The 16,720-nt window shown below is 60.3% G+C and carries 20 protein-coding genes; 12 read left to right on the top strand and 8 right to left on the bottom strand.

Annotated features, from left to right (window positions below; genetic code table 11):
• Positions 1–329 precede the first annotated feature (329 nt).
• Positions 330–611, top strand: coding sequence for a GNAT family N-acetyltransferase (locus tag HBO09_RS05080; protein WP_029297992.1), 282 nt, complete (start codon positions 330–332; stop codon positions 609–611).
• A gap of 56 nt (positions 612–667) precedes the next feature.
• Here the strand turns inward: HBO09_RS05080 and HBO09_RS05075 are convergent, their stop codons facing one another.
• On the bottom strand, positions 668–1,744 hold the full coding sequence (locus HBO09_RS05075) for a 3-deoxy-7-phosphoheptulonate synthase (RefSeq protein WP_029297994.1): 1,077 nt from the start codon (positions 1,742–1,744) through the stop codon (positions 668–670).
• A 145-nt stretch (positions 1,745–1,889) separates the two neighbouring features.
• Here HBO09_RS05075 and HBO09_RS05070 point away from each other — a divergent pair, with 145 nt between their 5' ends.
• The 5 genes from HBO09_RS05070 (at position 1,890) to cysB (ending at position 5,803) form a co-directional block, all read left to right on the top strand.
• Positions 1,890–2,267: a thioredoxin gene (locus HBO09_RS05070; RefSeq protein ID WP_169996780.1), complete on the top strand. Its 378-nt coding sequence runs from the start codon at positions 1,890–1,892 to the stop codon at positions 2,265–2,267.
• Complete coding sequence (locus HBO09_RS05065) at positions 2,264–3,226, top strand: putative 2-dehydropantoate 2-reductase (protein WP_169996746.1); 963 nt, start codon at positions 2,264–2,266, stop codon at positions 3,224–3,226. The genes HBO09_RS05070 and HBO09_RS05065 overlap by 4 nt, the downstream gene beginning before the upstream one ends.
• A 9-nt stretch (positions 3,227–3,235) precedes the next feature.
• Complete coding sequence (locus HBO09_RS05060) at positions 3,236–4,153, top strand: 5'-nucleotidase (protein WP_169996748.1); 918 nt, start codon at positions 3,236–3,238, stop codon at positions 4,151–4,153.
• Between the two features lie 70 nt (positions 4,154–4,223).
• The gene (locus HBO09_RS05055) at positions 4,224–4,724 is read left to right on the top strand and encodes a universal stress protein (protein ID WP_169996750.1); all 501 of its coding nucleotides are present in this window, start codon (positions 4,224–4,226) and stop codon (positions 4,722–4,724) included.
• A gap of 104 nt (positions 4,725–4,828) precedes the next feature.
• Positions 4,829–5,803 (top strand): HTH-type transcriptional regulator CysB, encoded by a 975-nt coding sequence (gene cysB / locus HBO09_RS05050; RefSeq protein ID WP_010176165.1) that lies wholly within the window; start codon positions 4,829–4,831, stop codon positions 5,801–5,803.
• A 5-nt stretch (positions 5,804–5,808) separates the two neighbouring features.
• Here cysB and HBO09_RS05045 read toward each other — a convergent pair whose 3' ends face one another.
• Positions 5,809–6,291, bottom strand: a complete 483-nt coding sequence (locus HBO09_RS05045) for a GreA/GreB family elongation factor (RefSeq protein ID WP_169996752.1) — start codon at positions 6,289–6,291, stop codon at positions 5,809–5,811.
• 13 nt (positions 6,292–6,304) lie between these two features.
• Complete coding sequence (locus HBO09_RS05040; RefSeq protein ID WP_169996754.1) at positions 6,305–6,673, bottom strand: hypothetical protein; 369 nt, start codon at positions 6,671–6,673, stop codon at positions 6,305–6,307.
• Between the two features lie 132 nt (positions 6,674–6,805).
• Between HBO09_RS05040 and earP the strand changes: the two genes are divergently transcribed.
• Positions 6,806–7,939 carry an elongation factor P maturation arginine rhamnosyltransferase EarP gene (earP, locus tag HBO09_RS05035; protein WP_169996756.1) on the top strand — a complete coding sequence of 378 codons (1,134 nt, stop codon included), beginning with the start codon at positions 6,806–6,808 and terminating at the stop codon, positions 7,937–7,939.
• 49 nt (positions 7,940–7,988) lie between these two features.
• Entirely contained in the window at positions 7,989–8,561 is a 573-nt protein-coding gene (locus tag HBO09_RS05030; RefSeq protein WP_029298017.1) for an elongation factor P, read from the top strand.
• Positions 8,562–8,622: 61 nt separating this feature from the next.
• Here the strand turns inward: HBO09_RS05030 and HBO09_RS05025 are convergent, their stop codons facing one another.
• The 3 genes from HBO09_RS05025 to HBO09_RS05015 all read right to left on the bottom strand — a co-directional run bounded on the left by HBO09_RS05025 (position 8,623) and on the right by HBO09_RS05015 (position 10,764).
• Complete coding sequence (locus HBO09_RS05025) at positions 8,623–9,042, bottom strand: organic hydroperoxide resistance protein (RefSeq protein ID WP_169996758.1); 420 nt, start codon at positions 9,040–9,042, stop codon at positions 8,623–8,625.
• A 250-nt stretch (positions 9,043–9,292) separates the two neighbouring features.
• Entirely contained in the window at positions 9,293–9,736 is a 444-nt protein-coding gene (locus tag HBO09_RS05020) for a MarR family transcriptional regulator (RefSeq protein WP_169996760.1), read from the bottom strand.
• Positions 9,737–9,813: 77 nt separating this feature from the next.
• A complete protein-coding gene (locus tag HBO09_RS05015) occupies positions 9,814–10,764 on the bottom strand; it encodes a LysR family transcriptional regulator (protein WP_170060851.1) in 951 nt (316 codons plus the stop codon).
• Positions 10,765–10,872: 108 nt separating this feature from the next.
• Between HBO09_RS05015 and HBO09_RS05010 the strand changes: the two genes are divergently transcribed.
• Positions 10,873–11,622 carry a sulfite exporter TauE/SafE family protein gene (locus HBO09_RS05010; RefSeq protein WP_169996763.1) on the top strand — a complete coding sequence of 250 codons (750 nt, stop codon included), beginning with the start codon at positions 10,873–10,875 and terminating at the stop codon, positions 11,620–11,622.
• Here HBO09_RS05010 and HBO09_RS05005 read toward each other — a convergent pair.
• Positions 11,612–12,493 carry a LysR family transcriptional regulator gene (locus HBO09_RS05005; RefSeq protein WP_169996765.1) on the bottom strand — a complete coding sequence of 294 codons (882 nt, stop codon included), beginning with the start codon at positions 12,491–12,493 and terminating at the stop codon, positions 11,612–11,614. The two genes, HBO09_RS05010 and HBO09_RS05005, sit on opposite strands and share 11 nt — an antisense overlap.
• Positions 12,494–12,563: 70 nt before the next feature.
• Between HBO09_RS05005 and HBO09_RS05000 the strand changes: the two genes are divergently transcribed.
• Both HBO09_RS05000 and HBO09_RS04995 read left to right on the top strand, forming a co-directional pair.
• Complete coding sequence (locus tag HBO09_RS05000) at positions 12,564–12,773, top strand: DUF1127 domain-containing protein (protein ID WP_169996782.1); 210 nt, start codon at positions 12,564–12,566, stop codon at positions 12,771–12,773.
• A 44-nt stretch (positions 12,774–12,817) separates the two neighbouring features.
• On the top strand, positions 12,818–14,050 hold the full coding sequence (locus HBO09_RS04995) for a winged helix-turn-helix domain-containing protein (RefSeq protein WP_169996767.1): 1,233 nt from the start codon (positions 12,818–12,820) through the stop codon (positions 14,048–14,050).
• A gap of 169 nt (positions 14,051–14,219) precedes the next feature.
• On the opposite strand, the gene HBO09_RS04990 is transcribed toward HBO09_RS04995, so the two are convergent.
• Positions 14,220–15,566, bottom strand: a complete 1,347-nt coding sequence (locus HBO09_RS04990; RefSeq protein WP_169996769.1) for a 3-deoxy-7-phosphoheptulonate synthase class II — start codon at positions 15,564–15,566, stop codon at positions 14,220–14,222.
• 142 nt (positions 15,567–15,708) lie between these two features.
• On the opposite strand from HBO09_RS04990, the gene HBO09_RS04985 reads away from it, so the two are divergent.
• On the top strand, positions 15,709–16,464 hold the full coding sequence (locus HBO09_RS04985) for a spermidine synthase (RefSeq protein WP_169996771.1): 756 nt from the start codon (positions 15,709–15,711) through the stop codon (positions 16,462–16,464).
• Positions 16,465–16,720: the final 256 nt, after the last annotated feature.

Raw genomic sequence — 16,720 nt, 5'->3', positions numbered from 1 at the left:
GTTCAGATTATCCAGGCGCTGATGGGCATCTTTCGCGCATGTAGAGGTGACTTTAAGAGCGGTGCTTCGTCTCAAGCTTCAACTGCCGGCAATGTTCAGGCTATCGACCACCAGATGTTCGATCAGCACTTTCTATGTCCGCCAGCCCGACGGATGACGAGCGTCCCTTGAGCAATGACAGGATTGGTGCCTACTATTCCTGGGTGCAGGGCGTGAGTGCTGTAGGGCTTTTCTCGTTGTCGAAACCGGCACGGGTGGCGTAGATGTTCCTTCGCCGGAAAAACATCGGTAAGGTAGGGGTCAGAAACCAAGACCCGCGAGGAGTAGTGATGAGCGAGGCGTTGTCCATCCACCATGACCAGGCTGGTCATCAGTTCGAGACCAATGTGGACGGTCATCGTGCCTATCTGACCTACATGGACCTGGGGAAGCAGACCCTGGATATCTACCGCACGTTTGTGCCCAATGCCCTGCGTGGGCGCGGCATTGCTGCGGCGCTGACCGAAGAAGCACTGCAATACGCCGAGAGCATGGGCTATACGGTGATCCCGTCCTGCTCCTACGTGGAGCGCTACATGGAGCGCCACCAGCGCCATGCGGCGAAGCTGTGAAAGCAAATATGCGCACATAAAAAAACGCCGGGCTTAGCCCGGCGTTTTTGTGTGCGTCAGGTACGTTTGCGCTTGGGCAATACGTCCTTGAGCTTGGCGTGCATGCTGCGCAGAGTGGTCTCGGTGGCGGACCAGTCGATGCAGGCATCGGTGATCGACACACCGTATTGCAGGTCGGCCAGATCTTTTGGAATCGCCTGGCAACCCCAGTTCAGGTGACTCTCGACCATCAGGCCGATAATCGACTGGTTGCCTTCCAGGATCTGGTTGGCCACGTTCTCCATCACCAGCGGTTGCAGCGCCGGGTCTTTATTGGAATTGGCGTGGCTGCAATCGACCATGATGTTTGGCTTGATCTTCGCCTTGGTCAACGCCTGTTCGCACAAGGCCACGCTGACCGAATCATAGTTGGGCTTGCCATTGCCGCCACGCAGTACCACGTGGCCATAGGCGTTGCCTTTGGTGGTGACGATGGACACGCCGCCTTCCTGGTTGATCCCCAGGAAACGATGGGGGCTGGAAACCGACTGCAAGGCGTTGATCGCCACGGTCAGGCCGCCATCGGTACCGTTCTTGAAACCCACGGCCGAGGACAGGCCAGAGGCCATTTCGCGGTGGGTTTGCGATTCGGTGGTACGGGCGCCAATCGCCGACCAACTGATCAGGTCCTGCAGGTATTGCGGGGAAATCGGGTCCAGGGCTTCGGTGGCCGTTGGCAGGCCCATCTCAGCCAGGTCCAGCAGCAACTTGCGGCCGATATGCAAGCCGTCCTGGATCTTGAACGAGTCGTCCAGGTACGGATCGTTGATCAGGCCTTTCCAGCCAACGGTGGTACGCGGCTTCTCGAAATACACGCGCATCACCAGGTACAGGGTGTCGGAAACTTCCGCAGCCAGTACTTTGAGGCGCTCGGCGTACTCGTGTGCAGCCTTGAGGTCGTGGATCGAGCAAGGGCCGATCACCACGAACAGGCGGTGGTCAGTGCCGTCGAGGATGTCACGAATGACTTCGCGGCCCTTGGTGACAGTCTGCAGTGCAGCGTCGCTCAGAGGGATTTCGCGCTTGAGCTGATCGGGCGTGATCAGGGTCTCGTTGGATTCGACGTTTAGGTCGTTGATCGGTAAATCAGCCATCGTGTTACTCGTCAGGGTCACGGGTGCCGGCCGCCAGCGAACCCCGTGCGGCGGAGCACAGCATGATTTAAATGCAGCGGGGAGCCGAACCTTAGCGCGTACAAGCCTGCTCGACAATGGGCAATTGCGCGCGTTGTCGTGTGGCCTGATAGTGTGTTGCCTGGTTAAAGGTGGTGGTGCGGATCGAGTGAAAGCGTTTGAATTGACGGATTTTGATATCGACCAGCAACTGCTGACGCTGCCTGGCGCTTCGCTGCTGGTGTTTACCAGTGTCGGTTGTTCCAGTTGTCGTTGGGCGCGCCAACAGTTGCCGGGCTGGGACCTGCCGGTGGAGCACCTCTGTTGGGTCGATGCTGGGCATAATGGTGGCGCGGTTGCGCGCTACGGGATCTTTCATTTGCCGGCTTTATTTGTAGTGTGCGAGGGTCAACTCCACGGCGCGCTACAGGTGCGCCTTAACCCGAGTGACCTGAGCGACGCTATAAATGAGGCGCTCAAACAACTACCAGAGGAGTTGCCATGACGAGTGCTGTTGAGCCTGGGCCGCGCATTGGAATTATCGGTACCGGTGCCATTGGTGGTTTTTACGGGTTGATGCTGGCGCGCGCCGGTTACGACGTGCATTTCCTGCTACGCAGTGAATACGCGGCGGTGAGCGAGCGGGGCTTGCAACTCAATAGTGCGATACACGGGGCGTTGAGCCTGCACCCGGTCCAGGCCTATGCCAATGCGGCCGACATGCCGCCTTGCGACTGGCTGCTGGTAGGCACCAAAACCACCGGCAACGTTGAGCTGGCACCGACCATTGCCCAGGTAGCGGCGCCCGATGCCAAGGTTGTGCTGTTACAAAATGGCCTCGGTGTCGAAGACGGCCTACGCGAACATTTGCCTGAGTCCCTGCATTTGCTCGGTGGGCTTTGCTATATCTGCGTCCACCGTTCCGGACCGGGGATTGTCGAACACCAGGCCATGGGCCGGGTCAGTCTGGGTTATCACAGTGGCGATGCCGCACATGATACTGCTCGCCGCCAGGCGATTGTCGAAGAGGGTGCCGGGCTGTTCCGCCAGGCTGGGATCGACTCCCAGGCCATGCCTGATCTGGACCAGGCGCGCTGGCATAAGCTGGTGTGGAATGTGCCGTACAACGGCCTGTCGGTGTTGCTCGGTGCGAATACCTCGGAGTTGATGGCCGACGAATCCAGCCGGGAATTGATCCAGGGCCTGATGGCCGAAGTGGTGCAGGGCGCCCATGCATGCGGTCATGAAATCGCGCCCGGCTACGCCGCGCAGATGTTCAGCATGACCGAGCGTTTGAAGGACTACTGGCCCAGCATGTATCACGACCATCTGCACCAGCGCCCCCTGGAGCTGGCTGCGATCTACGCCCGTCCACTGGCTGCCGCCCGGGCCGCTGGCTGTGAAATGCCGCGGATGCAGGTGCTGTATCAGGCCTTGGACTTTATTGATCGACGCAACGGTTGAGGAACAGATATGGCCAAAGGCATGAGCGACAAACTGGTATTGGCGATTTCCTCGCGGGCACTGTTCGACCTGGGTGAAAGCCATAAGGTTTATCTGGCCCAGGGCGTCGAGGCCTACCGCAAGTATCAGATCGATCACGAGGAAGAAATCCTTGAGCCGGGGGACGCCTTCCCCCTGGTCAAGAAGCTCCTGACCCTCAATGCCAGCCTGGGCCGCGCGCGGGTCGAAGTGGTGCTGGTGTCGCGCAACAGTGCCGATACCGGTTTGCGTGTGTTCAATTCGATCCAGCATTACGGCCTGGATATTTCCCGCGCCGCCTTCGTCGGTGGGCGTAACCCCCACCCTTATCTGGCGGCGTTTGGCAGTCACCTGTTCCTCTCGACCCATGCCGAAGATGTACGCAGCGCACTGGATGCCGGTTTTGCGGCGGCGACCATTCTGTCTGGCGGCGCCCGCCGGGCTTGCAGTGCCGAATTGCGGATTGCCTTCGATGGCGATGCGGTGTTGTTTTCCGACGAGTCCGAGCGCGTCTACCAGAGCGGCGGCCTGGAAGCCTTCCAGGCCAGCGAGCGGCAAGCGGCCCGCGAGCCGCTGCGCGGCGGGCCATTCAAAGGGTTCCTGGCCGCCCTCAATCTGTTGCAGCGCGAGTTCCCCGATGAGTCATGCCCGATCCGCACGGCGTTGGTGACGGCGCGTTCGGCCCCGTCCCACGAACGGGTGATCCGCACATTGCGCGAGTGGGACATCCGCCTGGATGAGTCGCTGTTTCTTGGCGGCCTGGAAAAATCAGCGTTCCTTGAGGCGTTCGCCGCCGACGTGTTTTTTGACGACCAGGCCGGCCATTGCGAGAAAGCCAGGGAGGTTGTGGCCACCGGGCATGTGCCCCATGGCGTGAGCAATGAGCCGAAAGTCCAGGTCCAGAGCTAAGTTCATCGCAGTCGCGGAGGCGCTGCTAAGCTGAAACAATCCCCGCCATCCTGGCAGCCCGGGAGGTTCTATGATTCGGTCGATGTTGTACGCCTCAGACCTGGGTGTGTATGCGCCTTACGTGATGCAACATGCGCTGGCGATGGCGCGTACGTTCAAGGCGGACCTGTATGTGATTCATGTGGTGGAGCCGATCGGGCTGTTCGCAGAATCGGTGCTGCAGACCTATCTTGATGAGCAGGCGTTGAGCGAATGGCAGAGCCAGGGGCTGAACACCGTAATGGCGAACATCGAACAGCGGGTGCTGGACAGTTTTCGTGAAGAGTTGCAGGACGGCGAGCAGGACTTGCTGGCGATTCGTTCCGTGCGGGTGATCCAGGGGGATCCCGCCCAAGTGATTCTCGAGCAGGCGCAGAAACTCTCGGTGGATTTGTTGATCGTAGGGAGTCATAGCCAGGGCACCGGGATCTCGGCGCCACTGGGGCGTACCGCGGCGCGGGTGTTGCAGTTGTCTCAGGTACCGGTCTATCTGGTGCCTTTGCTGCAGCGTCGACGCAGTGATGATGTGTGATGGGGTGAAAACGATAAAAAGTTCTAGATTTATCAATCCAACCTTTAATATAGTTATATACCGTCGCTGATATCCGTGGCGTCTATCTGCTTTGAGGGACACATATGAAGCTTCAACAACTGCGCTACATCTGGGAAGTGGCGCACCACGACCTCAACGTTTCCGCCACGGCTCAAAGCCTCTACACCTCGCAACCGGGTATCAGTAAACAGATCCGCCTGCTCGAAGACGAATTGGGCGTCGAAGTGTTCGCCCGCAGCGGCAAGCACCTGACCCGCGTCACGCCTGCCGGTGAGCGCATCATCACCACGGCCGGTGAAATCCTGCGCAAGGTTGAAAGCATCAAGCAGATCGCTCAGGAATTCTCCAACGAGAAAAAAGGCACCCTGTCGATCGCCACCACCCACACCCAGGCCCGTTATGCGCTGCCGCCGGTGATCAGTTCGTTCATCAAGCAGTACCCGGACGTGGCCTTGCACATGCACCAGGGCTCGCCGATGCAGATCGCCGAAATGGCGGCCGATGGCACCGTCGATTTCGCCATCGCCACCGAAGCCCTGGAGCTGTTCGGCGACCTGGTGATGATGCCGTGCTATCGCTGGAACCGCTGCGTCGTGGTGCCTCAGGGCCATCCACTGGCCAAGCTGCCGAAGCTGACCCTGGAAGCGCTGGCGGAATATCCGATTGTCACCTACGTGTTCGGCTTCACTGGCCGCTCCAAGCTCGACGAAGCCTTCAGCCATCGTGGCCTCACGCCCAAAGTGGTGTTCACTGCAGCGGACGCCGACGTGATCAAGACTTACGTGCGCCTGGGCCTGGGCGTTGGCATCGTGGCCAAGATGGCTGTCGATACCAAGCTCGACAGCGATCTGGTGGTGCTCGATGCCAGCGAATTGTTCGAGTCCAGCGTGACCAAGATCGGCTTCCGTCGTGGCACGTTCCTGCGTGGCTTCATGTGCGATTTCATCGAGAAGTTTGCCCCGCACCTGACCCGTGAAGTCATGGCCAAGGCGATCCAGTGCCATAACAAGCAGGAACTGGAAGAGCTGTTCGACGGCGTTGAACTGCCGGTTCACTGACCGACCTAGCGGGCCTCGGTCACCACGAACTGTTGCCGGGCGCCCGCCACCAGAATCTCTACCTCATCCCCTTCTAATTTGCCCAGCAGGCTTTTGCCCAGCGGCGAGCGAGGGGTGATGACGGTCACCAACTGCCCCACCACATAGACTTTCAGGCCTGCCGCGTCCGGCGCGAGGAATAGCCATTGCTGACGGCCGTTGTCGTCTTCCAGGCCGAGCAAAGCGCCCACTTCAATGCCCCGTTGCTCATCGTAGGGTCGCAGGTTGAGGTTTTGACACAGCACTAGTGATTGCCTGATTTCCTCCACGCGCTTGGCTTGCCCGGCGGCGAGGTAAGACGCTTCCAGGCCCAGGGTGTCGTACTTGTTCTCGGCGATGTTTTCTTCGTGGGTTGCGGTTTCGTAGGCGGTTTGCGCGGCGCGTTGCGCCACATCCAGGTCGGCGGAGAGTTTTTCCAGGATCAACTGGAGGACGGCGTGTTTATTCATGGGGGCTTGCGGCTCAATCACAAAATTGCAGGACGTTGGCCCGGCTCTTGTCGTTGGGGGCGTTCTGGTCCTGCTGGAGCCAGAACTGGCATTTGGGGTTGGACAGATTGCGCGGGTTCGCCCGCGCCTGGTCCAGGGCCTGTTGCTGTTCCTGCTTGTGCAGGTTCTGTTGGTATTGCTCAAACATCCGGTTCGGTGGCTCTGGTGTAACGGCGGGCGGCTTGCCCAGTTGTTGGACGGCCTGGGTGACGGCGGCCACGGGCTGTTCAAGCAGGTAGCGCGAGGCCAGCCAGCCTGTCAGCGCGATGGCGACAAAGCCCAGCCACAGGCCCATGGCCACGGCAATACTGAGTTTGAACATCGACAGCGGGCGATCGGACATGGCGGCCTCCTGGCACACGGTTGCGGTGAGCGAAGGATTGTCGCATAGCCGGCGTGCAGAATAATCGCGATCAACCCTTCTGCATGGCGGCATTTATGCGGACAATCGAGCCTTTGAATGATGGAGCCCGGAATGAAAGCCCGCTGGGATATTTTTTGCAGCGTCGTCGACAACTACGGCGACATCGGCGTGACCTGGCGCCTGGCCCGGCAATTGGCCGCGGAACACGCCTGCGTGGTGCGCTTGTGGGTCGATGATTTGCGGGCGTTCGAACGCATGTGCCCTGAGGTGGATGTGCAACTGGACCAGCAGTGGCAAGAGGGCGTCGATGTGCGTCACTGGTCAGCGCACTGGGCGGCTACGCCAGCGGCTGATGTGGTGATTGCCGCGTTTGCCTGCCAATTGCCCCATGACTATATGGAGGCCATGGCTGGGTGTGAGCTCCCGCCACTGTGGATGAACCTTGACTATTTAAGCGCCGAGGAATGGGTCGTCGGTTGCCACGGCCTGCCGTCGGTGAAGTTCAAGGGTGTGCAAAAGTACTTCTTCTTCCCGGGGTTTCGTTCTGGTACGGGCGGCTTGTTGCGTGAGGTCGGGCTGATTGAACAACGGCAGGCCTTTCAGCGTGACCCGCAGGCTCGGCAACAATTCCTGCAGGCGCTGGGCGTGTTTCCCGCAGAGGGCGCGCGCCTGATGTCGCTGTTTGCCTATGAAAACGCCGGATTGGCCAGTTGGCTGGACGTGTTGGCGGCTGATGGGCAAGCCACTCATCTGCTGGTGCCGGAAGGGCGCATCCTCGGCGACGTGCAGCGCTGGCTGGGTGTCGAGGCGTTGGTAGCAGGGGATATTCATCTGCGCGGTACGCTGACGATCCAGGTACTGCCGTTCGTGCGGCAGGAACAATACGACCGCCTGTTGTGGTGCTGCGATTTCAACGCCGTGCGCGGCGAAGACTCCTTCGTGCGTGCGCAATGGGCTGGGCGCCCGTTGCTATGGCACATCTATCGTCAGGACGATGATATTCACCTGGACAAGCTCGATGCCTTCCTCGCGCTCTATACCCAAGGCCTGTCGGCACCCGCAAAAGCCGCGCTGATCGCCCTATGGCAAGCCTGGAACACCGACAGCGATATGGCCTCAAGCTGGAAAATCCTGCTGGGGCATTGGCCGGAACTGACCGAGCACGCCGAAAAATGGTGTCTGGAACAGGCCTTGCAGGCTGATCTTGCGACGGCGCTGGTACAGTTTTATGAAAATTGGATATGATACGCGACCTTGATTTTTGTAAATCCCATCCAAATTTCGGATATTCGTAATGAAAACTGGTAAAGAACTGAAACCCGGTACCGTGATCCGTATCGACAACGACCCTTGGTTGGTTCAGAAAGCTGAGTTCACCAAGTCTGGTCGTAACAGCGCAATCATGAAGACCAAGCTGAAGAACCTGCTGACCGGTTACAAGACCGAAACCGTATACAGCGCCGATGACAAGCTGGACGACGTAATCCTCGACCGTAAAGAAGCGACCCTGTCCTTCATCAGCGGCGACACCTACACGTTCATGGACACCACCGACTACACCATGTACGAGCTGAACGCTGAAGATATCGAAGCTGTTCTGCCGTTCATTGAAGAAGGCATGACCGACGTCTGCGAAGCCATTTTCTTCGAAGAGCGCCTGGTTTCCGTGGAGCTGCCGACCACCATCGTGCGTAAGGTTGCCTACACCGAAGGTTCCGCTCGCGGCGACACTTCGGGCAAAGTGATGAAGCCAGCCAAGCTGGCTAACGGTACCGAACTGCAAGTGGCTGATTTCATCGAAATCGACGATCTGATCGAGATCGACACCCGTGAAGGTGGTTCGTACAAAGGTCGCGCCAAGAAGTAATTCTGGCGTTACTGATAAAAAACCCGACCAAGAGTCGGGTTTTTTTATGCCTGGTGACCAGTCACACCGTGATATGCAAACGCACATCGACATTGCCACGGGTGGCGTTGGAGTAAGGGCAAACCTGATGGGCAGCCTCCACCAGGCTTTGCGCCTCATCTTGTTCCAGGCCGGGCAGGGACACGTGAAGATCGATGTCCAGGCCAAAACCACCGGGTATCTGGCCGATGCCCACATGGGCGGTGATCGAGGCGTCATCGGGGATTTTGCGTTTGCTCTGGCTGGCGACGAATTTCAGTGCGCCGATAAAGCAGGCCGAATAGCCAGCGGCGAACAGTTGTTCCGGGTTGGTGGCTTGACCGCCAGCGCCGCCCAACTCTTTTGGCGTAGAAAGTTTGACATCGAGGATGTTGTCGCTGGAAACGGCACGACCATCACGGCCGCCAGTGGCGGTGGCTACTGCGGTATAGAGAGCTTGCATGGGAGACTCCTCGCGGTTTAATTTGCGCTAAAAGTTTGCGCGCTAAGTAATGTACGAGGTGAATGTATCGCGCAAATGTTTAGTGCGCAATATAAATTTACGAACCAGTCCCGATCCCCTGTAGGAGCCTGCTTGCCGGCGAAAAACCCGAGTGCGACGCGGGGCACCAGGCACACCGCGTTATCGCTCGCAATTTTCGCCGGCAAGCCGGCTTCTACAGGGGTATGTTTGGTCGAAAACAGCGTGAGGGTCAGACGCTACTCTGCAAATTCCTGCGCAATTGCAGCAAGTCCGCCTGCAGCTTCTGCAGTTGCTCCATCTGCATCCCGCTGGCGCCTAGGATGCATGGGGGAACATCCACGGCCTTGTCCCGCAGGGCTCGGCCAGCTTCGGTCAATTCCACCACGACTACGCGCTCATCGCTACGGCTACGGGTGCGACTCAACAGGCCCTCAGCTTCCAGGCGCTTGAGCAGCGGTGTCAGTGAGCCCGGATCGGTGAGCAGGCGGCTACTGATTTCGCCCACGGTCAAACCATCTTCTTCCCACAACACCATCATCGCCAAGTACTGTGGGTAGGTCAGGCCGATGGCTTGCAGCAGGGGTTTGTAGACCTTGGTCATCAACAACGATGTGGAGTGCAAGGCAAAGCACAGTTGGTTGTTGAGGAGCAGGGAATCGCAAGGGTCGGTCATGGCAGTGCCTTAAAACGTATTTGCTCTGGAATCTAGCGGTCAAACCTTTAACGCGCCAGATAAATCTGTCGCAGCAGTCAGCCCCAGCCGCTTTGCAGCGCCAGATCCCACGGTGGGATAGGGCTGAAACGGCTCTTGAGGTACTCCAGTAGCAGGCGGCTGCGGGCGTTGGCCTGTTGTTCCAGGCGTAGGGCGTAAATACCAGCACTTTCGGCGTTAGGCAGGCCGTTTTCGCAGAATAACGGCACCAGTTCGCCACGCACTAGATACTCGCTGGCCAGCCAGGTGGGCAAGTGTGCGATGCCCAGCCCGGCCAGGGCGCCGGATAGCAGGGCTTCGGCATTGTTGGCGCTCATGCGGATACGCTGCGGACGGTAGGTGTTCTTACGACCATCGAGTTCAAAGCGCCAGGCGAACATTGGCGCCAAGCCTTCCCAGTCTAGGCCGTCATGCTCATTCAACTGGCTGGGATGGGTCGGCGTGCCCCGGTTTTTCAGGTAGGCCGGGCTGGCGCAGGCGATGCGCACGATGCTGGCCAGCGGCGTGGCGATCAGTCGTGTATCGACGATATGCCCGGCGCGCAGCACCAGATCAACCTTGCCCAGGTGCTCGCCCTGCATGTCGACAAAGCTGTCGATCAGGTGCAGGTGCACATCCAGCCCTGGGTAGACGGTCAGAAAGTCTGCGATTGCCGGCGCCAGGTGGCGCCGGCCAAACGCGGCGGGTGCATCCACGCGAATCAGGCCTTCGGGCGCATGGCTCAAGGACACAGCCTCGGCTCGGGCCAGTTGCAACTCCCGGACAATCCGCCTTGCACGCTCGGCAAATGCCGTGCCTGCAGGCGTGGGCAGCACCGCATGGGTACTGCGCAGGAATAGCCGGCTACCCACGGCGCTTTCCAGGCTGTCGATCCGACGGGCCACAGCGGAGGGCGTGAGTGGGTGGCGCCGCGCGGCAGCAGAAAAGCTGCCTGCCTCCAGTACATCGAGAAACAGGCTCAGTTGATCAGTCAAGGTGGTGGGGTTCATGGGGATGCGCTTGTGCGGATTTGGCATAGCCATTGTGCGTTGCTGTGCGTTTCCATACTAGGGGGGACTGCGTAGCATGCAGGGCTTGAGACGGCGGAGTGTTGTGTTGTGGTGGATCTAGCGATGTATGTGCTGCTGGGCATAGCCTTGGGCACCGTGGGCGGATTGTTCGGCATTGGTGGCGGGCTGATCGCGATTCCGGTGCTGGGGGTACTGTTTGGCCTGGACCAGCAAATCGCCCAAGGTACTGCGCTGGTGATGGTTGTGCCCAATGTCATGCTGGCGTTGTGGCGTTATCACCAGCGCAATCGGATCGAGCTGCGCCATGCCTTGCCACTTGGGCTCATGGGTTTTTGCTTTGCCTGGTTGGGTTCGATCTGGGCTGTGGGTATCGATGCAGGTGTCATGCGCATTGGCTTCATTGCGTTTCTGGTGGCGCTGTCGGCGTACAACCTGGTGCGCATGGTCACCAGCAATGCACCTCCTTCAGCGCAGATGCGCTATTCCTGGCCGTGGCTCGGGGTATTGGGGGCGGTGTCCGGCTCCATGGGCGGCTTGTTCGGCGTCGGTGGTGCAGTGGTTGCTACCCCGGTGTTGACCAGCATTTTCGGCACCAGCCAAGTGGTCGCCCAAGGCTTGTCCCTGGCGCTGGCTTTACCCAGTACCAGCGTCACCCTGGTGACCTATGCCTGGCATCAGGAAGTGGACTGGCTGATCGGCGTGCCTCTGGCCGTCGGCGGGCTGCTCAGCATCAGTTGGGGGGTGAAGATCGCCCATGCGTTGCCGGAGCGTTTGCTGCGCGGGTTGTTCTGCGGCTTCCTGGTGGTGTGCGCGGTGATGCTGACCTTTAAGGTCTGAAGCCCTCAAGAATGTACTCGGCCAGGCATTCGGTGATCGGGGAGGCCATGGCTGGATTGCGCAGCAGCCGTAAATTGACCATCGGCAGTGGGCCGAAACCTTCGTCGCTGCCGAGTATGCGCAGATCGTCGGTGACCAGGCTTTCCATCATGACCATCGCCGCCAGACCTGCGCCGACTACCGCTAGAATCGCGGCCCCGTTGGAGCTGTGATAGGCCAGGCGGTACGGACGCCCCGAGGCATCCAGCGATGCGGTGGCCCAGTGGGTGCAATAACTGTCCATGCCGGAAACTGCCAGGGGCAGGACTTCGTGTTCGTCCACGCAGAAGCAGTGGGATGCCACCCAGACCATACGTTCGTTGCGCAGCAGTTCCCCGACTTCGCTCCCCGATTCACGGCTGATGACGGTCAATGCCAAGTCACGTCGCTGCATCAACACCGGCGTGCCTTCGCAGTGCATCTCGATCTGGATCAGCGGGTACGCTTTGGAAAACCGCTTGAGAATGCCGGGCAGGTAGCGCATCACGTAGTCGTCCGGCGTGCCGATCCGTACCAGCCCGACCATGTGCGGCTCGCGTAAGGTATTGAAGACTTCGCTGTGCAGCTTCAGGATGCGCCGCGCATACCCCAGCAGCACCTGGCCCTCGGGCGTGAGCCTGACCTGTCGGCCGTCACGCTCGAAGAGCTTGCGTTGCAGCACGTCCTCTTCCAGGCGCTTCATCTGCATGCTGACCGCTGACTGAGTGCGATTGATCTGCTCGCCAGCACGGGTGAAACCACCCAGGTCGGCAATGGCAACGAAGGTGCGCAGCACTTCGGTATCGATACTCGGGTAATTACGCAATTGATCAATCCTGGAGATGTATTTCATAAGAAACATTCGTTGGATTGATGTTAGCGCCAGGCACAGACTTTAGTCATCCCCACTGGAGGGCGAGATGATGAAAGGCCAAAAAAAAGAGGATGGGGTGCTGGCGAAGCGCCCGTTTGCTGGGCTGTTTCAAAGGGTTTTACGTTGGTACGCGCTGCAGTGCGAGCGGCAGTTCCTGGCAGAGCTGAGTGATGAATCTCTCAAGGATATCGGCTTGTCCCGCGCAGATGTCGAGCAAGAGCGTCACCGGCATTTCTGGAATGATCCGTTGGGTAAATGACGGGGGTTCGCGCTACAGTCTGCGGGCCTAATCAGGAGATGCACATGCCCGCAGATCTGAGTTTCTCCCTTAAGCAGGCGCGCCGCATGGCGCTGGTGGCCCAAGGCTTTTCCGGGCGGCAACCGCCTGCGCAGGTCAAGGCCGTGCAGGTCAATCGCCTGATCGAGCGACTGGGGGTGTTGCAGATTGATTCGGTCAATGCCGTGGTGCGTTCCCACTATCTGCCGCTGTTTTCCCGCCTGGGCAGTTATTCCCCGCTGCTGCTCGAACAGGCCGCCTGGAGTCAGGGGCGGCGGCGCACGTTGTTTGAATATTGGGGGCATGAGGCCTCGCTGCTGCCCATGGCCCTGTATCCGCTGATGCGCTGGCGTATGCAGCGTGCGTCCGAGGGGCAGGGGATCTATCAGCAGATGGCGCGTTTTGGACGCGAGCAACAGGCCACCATCCGCCGGGTATTGGCTATCGTCGAGCAGCAGGGCGCGTTGGGGGCTGGCAGCCTGTCGACCCGTGAGGAGCGCGCCGGGCCCTGGTGGGACTGGAGTGACGAAAAGCACGCTTTGGAGTGGTTGTTCGCCGCCGGCCTGGTGACGGTGGCCGGGCGCCGTGGTTTCGAGCGGCTATACGACCTGCCGGAGCGGGTCATTGCGCCGGCGATTCTGCAACAGGCGCCCTTGAGTGAGCACAGTGCCCAGCGTGGCCTGCTGCTGCATGCCGCGACGGCGTTGGGTGTGGGGACGGAAAAGGACCTGCGCGATTACTTTCGCCTGGAACCGGCAGACAGTCGCGGGCGCCTTGCCGAGCTGGTCGAGGATGGGCAATTGCAGGCCTGCCAGGTCCAGGGTTGGAAACAGCCGGCATATTGCCTGCCTGAGCCGAGCGTCCCACGCAAAGTCGCGGCCAGTGCCTTGCTGTCGCCCTTCGATTCGTTGATCTGGGAGCGTAGCCGTACCGAGCGGCTGTTCGACTTCCGTTATCGGTTGGAGATCTACACCCCGCAGGACAAAAGGGTTTACGGCTATTACGTGCTGCCATTCCTGCACAACGAACGGATTGCTGCGCGGGTGGATTTGCGGGCCGAGCGTGCCAGCGGGCGGCTGGCGGTCCACGCGGTGCACGAGGAAGAACCGGGGCTGGACGAAGCGGGGATGTTGGCGTTGGCGTTGAACTTGCGGCAGATGGCTGATTGGCTGGGGTTGGAGCAGGTGCAGATCAATTGTCAGCGGCACAGTGCGGCCCGGTTGCGGGTGGCGATGCTGGCAATGGAGGCAGGCAGGTAGGGCCCCTGTGGCGAGCGGGCTTGTCGGAACGCCGCATCGCCCGCGCTGGGCTGCGAAGCAGCCCCAGTAAGCCAATGCGGTGTATCAGATACTGCGTAGTGCCTGGTTTTAGGGCTGCTTCGCAGCCCAGCGCGGGACAAGCCCGCTCGCCACAGGGGGATTCGCGGCCCTAGCGTTTGACCTGCTTCAGCGTCTCGGCAATCAGGAACGCCAGCTCCAGCGACTGATCGGCATTCATCCGCGGGTCGCAATGGGTGTGGTAGCGGTCCGACAAGCCATCCTCGGTAATCGGTCGCGCACCGCCGATGCACTCGGTGACATTCTGCCCGGTCATTTCGATATGAATCCCGCCGGCGTAAGTGCCTTCGGCTTCATGGACCTGGAAGAATTCCTTCACTTCGCTGAGGATCTGCGCGAAGTCCCGGGTCTTGTAGCCGCTGCTGGCCTTGATGGTGTTGCCATGCATCGGGTCGCTGCTCCACAGCACCTGCTTGCCTTCGCGCTGCACGGCGCGGATCAGGTTGGGCAGGTGATCGCCGACCTTGTTGGCGCCCATGCGTGCGATCAGGTTCAGGCGGCCGGGGTCGTTGTCCGGGTTGAGGATGTCGATCAGGCGAATCAGGTCGTCAGGATTCATGCTCGGGCCGACCTTGACCCCGATCGGGTTGTTCACCCCGCGCAGGAACTCGACGTGTGCACCATCGAGCTGGCGCGTGCGGTCGCCGATCCACAGCATGTGGGCCGAGCAGTCGTAGTAATCGTTGGTCAGGCTGTCACGGCGCACGAAGGCTTGCTCGTAGTTGAGCAACAGTGCTTCGTGGGCGGTGAAGAAGCTGGTCTCGCGCAATTGTGGCGAGCTGTCCATGCCGCAGGCGCGCATGAAGGCCAGGGTCTCGTCGATGCGATCCGCCAGTTGGCTGTACTTGTCGGCCAGGGCGGAGTTGGCGATAAAGTCCAGGTTCCACTTGTGCACCTGGTGCAGGTCGGCAAAACCGCCCTGGGCGAAGGCCCGCAGCAGGTTCAGGGTGGCGGTGGACTGGTGGTAGGACTGCAGCAGGCGGTCGGGGTCCGGGACGCGGCTTTTCTCGTCGAAACCAATGCCGTTGACGATATCGCCACGGTAGGCGGGCAGGGTGATGCCGTCGATGGTTTCATCGTTGGCCGAGCGCGGCTTGGCGAATTGGCCGGCCATACGCCCGACTTTGACCACTGGGCAGCCGGCGGCGAAGGTCATGACAATGGCCATCTGCAGCAACACTTTAAAAGTGTCGCGGATCTTGGCTGCGGAGAACTCGGCAAAGCTCTCGGCGCAGTCGCCACCTTGCAGCAGGAACGCGCGACCCTGGGTCACCTCGGCAAACTGGCGGCGCAACTCCCGGGCTTCACCGGCGAAGACCAGCGGCGGGTAACTGGCCAGGCTCTGCTCAACCTGCAGCAAGTGCGCGGCATCGGGGTAGTGGGGTTGTTGCTGGATCGGCAGGGCGCGCCAGCTGTCGGGGCTCCAAGGTTGGCTCATCGTGAACTCGAATGAATGTCGGGAGCGTGCATGTTATCAGCAATTAGTGCGTGACCTGCTGGCGCTGCTTGGCCGACAATCGCGCCTTTCCCGCTTGTTACCAGGCGGCTTGCACCCGTGTCCGGGCCCATTAGGAGATGAAATGACTGAGGAGCGCGTCGAGCGCCTGTTGGCTGAGGTCCACGATGACTTCGGCATGATCCGTGTGCTGGAAGTGGCTGACTACCGCTTTCTCGAGTTTGGCGATGCCATCGAGCAAAGCTGTGTGTTCACCGCCGACCCAAGCTGGCTCGAGTACGACTACACCCGTGCCATGTTGATTGGCGCCTTATGCCATGAGCAGCCCGAAAGCGCGCTGTTCCTTGGCCTGGGGGCCGGGACGCTGACCCAGGCCTGCCTCAAGTTCCTGCCCCTGGAAGATGTCGAGGCGATTGAGCTGCGCCCGGACGTACCGCGCCTGGCCATCGAGTACCTGGGGCTTGATGATGACCCGCGCTTGTACATCCGCGTGGGCGATGCGCTGGAGTTGCTGGAGACTGCAGAGCCGGCGGACCTGATTTTCGTCGACCTGTATACCGATGTAGGGCCTGGGGTTGGCCATCTGGCCTGGACCTTCCTGGAAAACTGCCAGAAGAAACTCAACCCCGGCGGTTGGTTGGTGATCAACCAGTGGGCGACCGATGATGGCAAGCCGCTGGGTGCTGCGCTGTTGCGCGGGCTTTATCATCGGCACTACTGGGAGTTGCCGGTGAAGGAGGGCAATGTGATCCTGATCGTGCCGGCGGATCTGGACCAGACCCTAGACCTGGCGGCGGTTTCTGCGCGGGCCGAGGCGCTGGCGCCGCGCCTGGGGTATTCGTTGCAGCCGTTGATCAAGGCTGTTCGGCCGGCGACGTAGGTGTCGGTACTGGCCCATCGCGGGCAAGCCCACAGGTGTGCGCGGTCAAATGTGGGAGCGGGCTTGCCCGCGATGAGCATAGGTATCTACACAATTTTGCTGCATCGCATAAACCCAGGCAGATAGGGCTGTTGTGGCGAGCGGGCTTGTCGGAACGCCGCATCGCCCGCGCTGGGCGGCGAAGCCGCCCTAAACCCGGCCATCGCGGTTTATCTGAAGAAACGCGGCGGGCTTATTGGGGCTGCTTCGCAGCCCA

Source organism: Pseudomonas sp. WS 5027 (assembly GCF_012985695.1).
Classification (GTDB): domain Bacteria; phylum Pseudomonadota; class Gammaproteobacteria; order Pseudomonadales; family Pseudomonadaceae; genus Aquipseudomonas; species Aquipseudomonas hygromyciniae.
This window is presented reverse-complemented; position numbering and strand designations above follow the sequence as displayed.